This window comes from Holdemania filiformis DSM 12042 (assembly GCF_000157995.1).
GTDB lineage: Bacteria > Bacillota_I > Bacilli_A > Erysipelotrichales > Erysipelotrichaceae > Holdemania > Holdemania filiformis.
Map to the genome: position 1 here is coordinate 161,403 of NZ_GG657557.1, position 7,902 is coordinate 169,304.

7 protein-coding genes are annotated in these 7,902 nt (G+C 53.5%); all 7 read right to left on the minus strand.

Annotated elements, in window-relative coordinates; translation table 11 throughout:
* Positions 1-150: 150 nt before the first annotated feature.
* Positions 151-1,521: an MATE family efflux transporter gene (locus tag HOLDEFILI_RS09655; RefSeq protein WP_039864614.1), complete on the minus strand. Its 1,371-nt coding sequence runs from the start codon at positions 1,519-1,521 to the stop codon at positions 151-153.
* Between the two features lie 22 nt (positions 1,522-1,543).
* A complete protein-coding gene (locus HOLDEFILI_RS09660; protein ID WP_006059469.1) occupies positions 1,544-2,620 on the minus strand; it encodes an SIS domain-containing protein in 1,077 nt (358 codons plus the stop codon).
* 114 nt (positions 2,621-2,734) lie between these two features.
* Positions 2,735-3,556, minus strand: a complete 822-nt coding sequence (locus tag HOLDEFILI_RS09665; RefSeq protein WP_006059471.1) for a PTS system mannose/fructose/sorbose family transporter subunit IID — start codon at positions 3,554-3,556, stop codon at positions 2,735-2,737.
* Complete coding sequence (locus HOLDEFILI_RS09670; RefSeq protein WP_006059472.1) at positions 3,549-4,319, minus strand: PTS mannose/fructose/sorbose/N-acetylgalactosamine transporter subunit IIC; 771 nt, start codon at positions 4,317-4,319, stop codon at positions 3,549-3,551. Before HOLDEFILI_RS09670 ends, HOLDEFILI_RS09665 begins: the two co-directional genes overlap by 8 nt.
* 13 nt (positions 4,320-4,332) lie before the next feature.
* Positions 4,333-4,806, minus strand: a complete 474-nt coding sequence (locus HOLDEFILI_RS09675) for a PTS sugar transporter subunit IIB (protein WP_006059473.1) — start codon at positions 4,804-4,806, stop codon at positions 4,333-4,335.
* A complete protein-coding gene (locus HOLDEFILI_RS09680) occupies positions 4,800-5,234 on the minus strand; it encodes a PTS sugar transporter subunit IIA (protein ID WP_039864616.1) in 435 nt (144 codons plus the stop codon). The genes HOLDEFILI_RS09675 and HOLDEFILI_RS09680 overlap by 7 nt, the downstream gene beginning before the upstream one ends.
* 154 nt (positions 5,235-5,388) lie before the next feature.
* On the minus strand, positions 5,389-7,902 hold a 2,514-nt coding region (locus tag HOLDEFILI_RS09685), incomplete at its 5' end, for a sigma 54-interacting transcriptional regulator (RefSeq protein WP_006059475.1).

Consider the following 7,902-nt stretch of genomic DNA (forward strand, 5'->3'; position numbering starts at 1 on the left):
GGTGATTTAATTTCTGATTTTTCAGGCTCTTGGAACACAGAACCCCTGTTTCACAATCGTTTCGTTCCGCTGATGTGCGGTATGATGGGTGGAATCCGATTTCGCTTTTTGCGTTCTTTCCCAGATCCAACATGGCCATCCCGGGTCAGATCATGACGTCCGCTCTTGAACCGTCACCTGATGAATCCACTGCCCATGATGAATCCGCCAGTCCCCCACAAACGCCTTGATCACATCGTCGCACCGCAGGATAAAGAAGGTCATAAACACCGGCATTCCCGCCTGCTGCGAACACCACCAGCCGACTGGAATACAAAACACCCATAAATAAAATACATCGTTGAAAAAGACGAACCGGGCATCCCCGCCGCCGCGCAGAATGCCGACATTATTGACAAACCCCATGCAGCGGAAGATTTCAATCAACGCGCCCACGGCCATAATTTGAACAAGCACGCCGAACGTTTCCGGCGTAATGTTGTAAAATTTCGGCATCAGCGGAATGATCGCCAGAATGAACAGACAGGCCAGCGTCCCGCTCACCGCCCCGACCCGCTGCAAAAGCCGAATTGGCTGATCCAGCTCGGCCTGTTTCCCTTCGCCGATCAAGTTGCCCACGACGACCGAGGCGGCTGCGGAAATCCCCTGCGAGAGCGCGCAGGAAATCTGCGCCACGACGTTGAAGATCGCATACGCCGTCGCAAACGCGAAAGCCATGTGACCGGAGATCATCGTCAGCACCGAGCTGCCCAGCACCCATGTCAATTCATTGGCGACCACCGGGGCGCAGTTCTTGACAAACGAAGGCCACAGAACCTTCTGCGGATGCAGAATCCAGCTGAAACGGAAACGAATCTTTTTCTCAAACCCAAGCGAATAAACGATCAGAATAGCGCATTCCAGCATCCGCGCCAGAATGTTCGCCAGCGCACTGCCGACAACGCCGCAGGCCGGAGCGCCCAGATTGCCGAATACGAAAAGCCAGTTGAAGATCACGCTCGCCCCGATCGACGCCAGCGAAGCGCCCATTGCCACATTGACATCGCCGACAGCCCGCAGCGTATTGCCCAGAACCGTCGTGATCCCAAAAAACAGATAGGACACGCTGACGATCCGCAAATACTGTGTACCGACCGCGATCACTTCGGGGTTGTTCGACAACAGCGTCATGACCTCGCGCGGAAACAACGCCGCGATCGCGACCAGTACCGCCGCTGCGCTCAGCATCACGCGGAACGTATAGCCGATCACCGACCGGATCGCTTCGCCATCCTGTTTTCCCCAATACTGCGCGATCAGCACGTTAGCGCCGCCGGTTGTCCCGAACAATGTCAGCTGGAAGATGAAGAACAGCTGGCTGGCCTGCGACACCGCGGTCAGCTGCGTTTCACCCAGCGCCCCGACCATCAGCGTGTCGACCATGTTGATGCCGACGGAAATGATCGTCTGCAGCGCTACCGGCACCGCGATCAACAAGATCGCTTTCAGTAAAGCAAAGCGTTGAGGGTTGAGAAAAAGCACGTTCCCGTGCTTCTTCCTCTGCTTATTCATCGTGCGTATTGAAGTATTTCATCTCCGGGAGCGGATCCTGCGTTTTAATGTCCTTCAATTCAATGCCGTAATCCACCGCCAGCCGGTAAGCGAGGATTTCTACAACCGGCGCATATTCCAGGCACGCGAAGTCCTTCGAGGCCGGGGTGAAGCCCAAATCGTCCGCGTCGATCGGATTAGCGCCGATCACATACGCATGGCCGACGTCGTTTTTCATGTATTTCGCAATGCCCATTGCCAGATGGTTATCCTTGCCGCCGTCGTTAAGTACGATGACCGCATGCCGTTTCGTGAAGCCCATCGTCGGTCCATGCAGACCGTCGTCCATCTCATAACCGACGCACATGAAGCGCTTGGCAATCTCGAGAATTTTCAGCGCACCTTCCATCGCAACGCCGTACAGACTGCCCGGGCCATACAGAACAAAGGCATCGACGTCCATCAACGCTTCCTTATTGTGATCAAACCAGGCCAGTGTCCGGTCGCAGATTTCCTTGTGGTCTTTCGTCACCGCCAGCGCGTCTTCCGTATAGGCCGCCGCTTCCGTCTCACTGACAACGCCGCGCGCCTGTCCCAGGGCCACGCCCATCAACATTTCCGTCAGGATGCTCGCGCAGTAGCCGATTGTGCGCATGCCGTATTCTTCATAGCCGCAGCCCATGTCGATATGCACATCCGCTTCTTTTGCCAGCGGGGTTGTCGGCGCTTCCGTGATCGCCGCCGTCAGACAGCCCAGCGCTTTCACCTTTTTCAACGACTGCTGCGTCAGCGTCGAGGTGCCGGACTGGGAAACAAAGACATACAAGGCCTTCGGGTTGTAGACGGTTTTCGCCAGGAACTCGTTGGGAATCATCGTGCTGGTTGACAGCTTGCTTGCTTTTTCAACAAAGCGGTACGCCGTCAGCGAACAGGTGTTGCTTGTGCCGGAACCGATAAACATGATTTCGTTCAGCTCGCCCAGGCGGTCCTTCACCGCGTCCAGCAGCGGCGCAAAGGTTTCTTCCCGGCGTGCGACGATCCCTTCGATCACCGACGGTACGCGATAGATGCAATCCAGTAATGTCACCATTTCTTTTCCTCCTTCAAATGGAATAGAATCTGATCAGGCAGAGGATTCCCTGCCTGATCGTCATTCTTCTTTCTTTTATTGTAGCTTGAAATCCGGTTGTTTTACAGACTTCGCTTAGAAAATACCAATCCAGGTGCCCAGGATCGCGAAGACCATCAGACCGAAAATCAGCAGCGTCGCGTTGACTTTCTTATTCAGCAGCTTGAAGCAGAACAGTGTCAGTAACAGCGGAAGCAGATTCGGGAAAATCGTGTCCAGCATTGCCTGGATCGACTGTTCCGCGCCGCCCATCGTGAATACGAAGCCGATATTGCAGGAAACCATCGTCGCGGTCATCGCGCCGACCGTCATCAGACCGACCGTGCTGGCCGCCTTGGTGATAAAGCTCATGATGCCGTTTTCCGCGGCGCTGCTCATAAACTTCGCGCCTAAGCTGTAACCGACATACGGACCTAAGAAACGGACGAATGCGGATGGGATGTTATACATCAATAAGAAGACGATCGGTCCGAGAATGTTGCCGCCGGCCGCTAAGCTCAAGCCGACGCCCATCGAGATAACGCGCCAGGTACTCTGGAAAATCGAATCGCCGATGCCGGCGAACGGTCCCATCAGGGAAGACTTCACCGCGGAGATCGAAGATTTATCAAAGTTTGGATCCTCTGCGCCCTGTTTTTCCATCGAAGCAACCAGGCCGGTGATGAAACCGGAAACACTTGGGGTCGTGTTGAACAGTTCCCAATGCCGCTTGTAGCCTTCGATCCGGTCTTCTTTTTCCGGATAATACTTGTTGATAACCGGGATCATTGTGTATAAGAACGCCAGCGCCTGCATTTTTTCCCAGCAATACGGAGCGCTCATGGTATGGGATCGCATCGCGATCTGGAAACACATCTTATTTTCGTCTTCAGTTAAATTGAATTTTTCCTTAATCATTGAACAGTTCCTCCTCTTCTTCAGCGGATGATTGCGTTGGTTTGTGACTGCTTTCGACATACAGCACGATGACGTACAGGATGCCCAGGATTGCGATCGCCATCAACGGCAGACCCAGATACGATGAGAGAATGAATCCGACGAAGAAGTAAACCGCCAGCTTTTTGGTCCACATCATCTTTAACAACAGCGCGAATCCGACCGCGGCCAACATTCCGGCCGCAACGCCCATGCCATCTAAGAAGACAGCCGGCAGAACGTCGATAAACTGCTGGACCGCAACGGAACCCAGCGCCACCGCGCCGCCGCAGATCAAGGCTTTGAAGACATACATCGTTGCGGAAACGACCGGCATCATGCGCTGTAAGCCTTTATAATCGCCCTTGGCTACCATTTTATCAATCATCGGCGACCACAGGGAACGCAGCGCGACTAACGGTACGAACAAGGTCTGGCACAAAATTGAAGCTGGGATCGCCAGAGTAAAGGCGGTTTCCACACCCTGACCTAAAATAATCGCGTAGGCGGTGCCGACAGCGGTGCCGGAACAGGCATCCGGCGGAACTGTGCCGCCGATCGCCATGACGCCCATGAAGACCAATTCCAAACTGGCGCCGACGGTTACGCCGGTCGCGACATCCCCTAAAACAATTCCGATCGCCGTGCCCACGATCAATGGGCGTGTTGTCATGGGGTAGGAGCACCAGGTTTCAATGAACTCCAGTGCGAAGACAGTCAATCCTACCAAAACTGCTTGCATCATAAGTTTTTCCTCCTCAAATAATCTTTTTTACGTCGGTCTTTGATTCGCTTGGAACCATCTGAATTTCAACTTTGTCCACCAGAGAATTCAATTCCCGTAAGGCGTCGATGTCCGCATCATCCATGTGAACGTTCGCCGCCACCTGTCTGCTTCCCTCCTTTTTCTTAACTCCTCCGATGTTGACGGTGGTAATCTGATTGCCCGTCGCTTTCGTCAGTTCCAAGGCGTCCTGAACCGTTCTGACAATCAGGAAAATCCGGGTTTTCTTCGTGCGCGGATCATTCAGCAGCACCGCTGCGTCCTTCACCGTTTTGATCGCCAGCTTCACGCCGGCCGGTTTGGCCATCTTGAACGCCAGCTTGCTCATCTCGTTGGTCGCCGCCTCGTCGTTGGCGATGAGAATCGCATCCGGCGCGACCTGATTCACCCAGGTCACCGCGACCTGTCCGTGAAGCATCCGGTCATCCACTCTGCACAGCTCTACCATAAAACATCATCCTCCATTCCCTTTTCAATTTGTTCCACCGCCTGCTTGTGCGACAACACGGTGATCGTGTCCTTGGCCGACTGCACGGCGTTTTCCAACAGTTCCATCGTGGAGATGTCCTGAACGTTCAGATGGCATTCCAGGATCATCGACAACGTCATGCCGCCGACCAGATACACATTCGGATACCGGCACAGTTCCGTCAGCTGATTATGCACGCTGCCGCCGTGGATATCGCAGAAGATCATGAAGTCGCAATCCGGCTCGGCTGTAACCTGCCGTTCAATCCGGCGGGCGATTTCCGTTGGGGATTCGTAATGATCCAACCCCAGAGCCTGGATTTCTTCACAATCGCCCATGATCATTTTGGCGGCGCTGAGCACCCCTTCGGCCATGGATCCATGAGAAGCCAGAATTATCTTTCTCACGGGCTGTCCTCCCTTCTCTACTTACGCTCAAATATAAGCAATTAGTATGCCAATTCGCGTTTTTCTGCTTAATTTCTATTTTTTGGAAGAAAAAAAGCTGAAATTCCGGAATTCTTTCTGAAATTTCAGCTTTTGTACGGTGTGATTCATGCTTTTATTCAAAGTAACCCGTTTCATCTTCGACACTGTTTTCCTCTTTCTCGACACTGCCGAGCGCAATGTATTCATACAAATAACCGATTTCCGACAACGGAATCGACACATTGTAAATCCGTTCCACCTCGGCGAAGCTCTTGCGGATGACGGCGATGAAATCTTGATGCTTTTGCTGCAGCTCGTCCAGCTTGTCGTACGGCGCGACGGTCTTGTTGATGATCAGCCGTTCGATCAGACAGCTGATGTGCAGATACAGACCGACCTTGACGTTGCTTGTAATCCGCAGGCCCAGCTGGGCTTCAATCGACCGGATGATCGTTTCGACGTTGCCGAGAATGATTTCCGGGTTGAGAATCGTCAGATAGTTCAACAGATTTTCCATCGGGAAGTTCCGCAGCAGGTTGTCGTTAAACTGCTGGATTTCGTCCGGACTCATGAATTCGTTAAGCAGCTCGGAGATCTTCTCGATGTTCTTCTGTTCGATCAGCTCCTCCAGCGAGATGAATTCCACACCCTTGATCTTCGGATCCATCGTGCCGACAACGAACAGAATGTTGTATTTGTCAAACACCGGAGCCTGGGAACCCATCGTCTCGATACTGTCGTATTCGTAGGAAAGCACCGGGATGTTCTGCCCTGCCGGCAGGCTCTTTTCCAGCAGCTTCTTGATCTTCTCCGCCGTGCCGAAGCCGCTCTGGCAGATCGACAGGATCGCGTTGGCCTTCTGGCGGTTGCGGACGATCAGGTAGCGGTGCTGGTTGCGGTTGGCCGCTTCCTCCAGGATCGTTTCGATTCCTTCCCCCTCCATGATCATGCATCCGATATCCAGCGCCAGCTTGGTCGTGACGTTGTTGATGATGCCGATATCGACATTCTTTAAATTCTCCGTGTACTTGTAGATTTCCTCCAACGATCCCATATCCACCATCAGCAGCACTTCCTTACACCCTTCCAGATGTTTCAGATAGTCGGACACCTTGCGGATGATCACGTCCACGCCGCATTCAATCGGCATGTCGATGGCGTCGAAGATCTTGCGGCGAAGCAGCTGGTTGGCGACCTCGGCGATACTGCTGGCAATGTTGAAGCCGTGCGCGATGATCAGCACCGGAATCTGCGAGGTTTCCATTTCGCGGTTGAAATACATCATGTAGATCAATAGATCAAGATATCCAATCCCCTCCAGCTTGATGTTCAGGCTGTCCTGAATCAGCCGGGCAACGTTGCGGATCGCCGTCGCGTTGATCGGAAACAGGCGCTGAATCGCCTCGATGCAATCCTGAATTTCCTTGTGGTATTTCTTATCCAGCGGCAGGCAGGAAACGCTGTGGCTGGCGAAATCGAGAATGAAGCGCGACATCGTCACGACCTCGGAATTGCTCAGCTTTTCCAGATTGTATTTCTGCGCGGTGATCTGATAGATATTCTCAACCAGACTGGCCGTCAGATCGTCCTTAGGCGTTTTGCCTGCGGGATTGTTGAAGAATAAATAATCGGTATAGCCTTCCAGCAGGATATACGCTTTTTCAATGAACTCCGGCATCGGCAGATGATTCCGATATTGTTCGATCAGGCCCTTATTGAAGGTATAAAGCATCGTTTCAAAATACTTCTGCTTCATCATCTGGCGGGTGTCGATCATCTTTCCGTCGTCATATTCCATCAGCTCGCCGTTGGCGGTTCCGCTCTGAAGCAGGAAGCTGGGCAGATCGTACAGATGCAGCTCAACCGGATCAGCGGCCGGATCGCGCAGATAAGCTTTCGCAACGCTGGCGCGGATCGTGTTGCCCAATTCTCCGACGTTGCCGGGGTAGGCATGATTGACCAGCGTCTGGTAGGCCAGTTCGCTGAACACGACCTGCCGGGCGATCTTCTCACTTTCCTGAGCAACGATCTCATGCACCAGCTCACGCTTTCCCTGCAGGGAGCGGTCGACGAGCGAAGGTACCTGAACGAGAATCGGAATCCGCCGCAGCAGCGTTTTTAGCAGCACCTTCTGCGGATCCTCCGTCGTTGCGAAGATCAGTCGCACCTTCGCGGAATACCACGTTTCATTATCGCCGACCATGTGATAGATGCCTTTGTCCATAAACAGAAAGATCTTCTCCTGACATTCCGGCTTCAAGGCATGGATCTCATCGAGAAACAGCACGCCGCCGTCGGCCAGCGCCAGTAACCCGGCCTTGTCCTTCTCCGCACCGGTGTAAGAGCCTTTCTTATAGCCGAACAAATTCGTCAGGAACAGCTCCGGATTGTTGGCATATTCAGCGCAGTTGACGGTGACGAAGCTGCCCTTCTTGTCCAAAATCCCTTTTTCCACGCTGTATTCGTAGGTCAGCTGCGCGATGTAGCTTTTGCCCGTGCCGGTCTGTCCCTGCAGGAGAATCGGCAGGCCGATGCCGGGATAGGTGATCGCCGCCTTGCATTGCTCGACGCATTGCTTCAGACTTTCCTGGTGCCCGACCAGCTTGCGGAAAGACACAATCTTCTCCTTCCGTGCCGCTGCCTCCCG

What these genes read in the sequence shown, in the direction of transcription:
- HOLDEFILI_RS09660 (WP_006059469.1), bottom strand. Translation starts at nt 2,620, where the DNA reads ATGGTGACATTACTGGATTGCATCTATCGCGTACCGTCGGTGATCGAA.
- HOLDEFILI_RS09665 (WP_006059471.1), bottom strand. Translation starts at nt 3,556, where the DNA reads ATGATTAAGGAAAAATTCAATTTAACTGAAGACGAAAATAAGATGTGT.
- HOLDEFILI_RS09670 (WP_006059472.1), bottom strand. Translation starts at nt 4,319, where the DNA reads ATGATGCAAGCAGTTTTGGTAGGATTGACTGTCTTCGCACTGGAGTTC.
- HOLDEFILI_RS09675 (WP_006059473.1), bottom strand. Translation starts at nt 4,806, where the DNA reads ATGGTAGAGCTGTGCAGAGTGGATGACCGGATGCTTCACGGACAGGTC.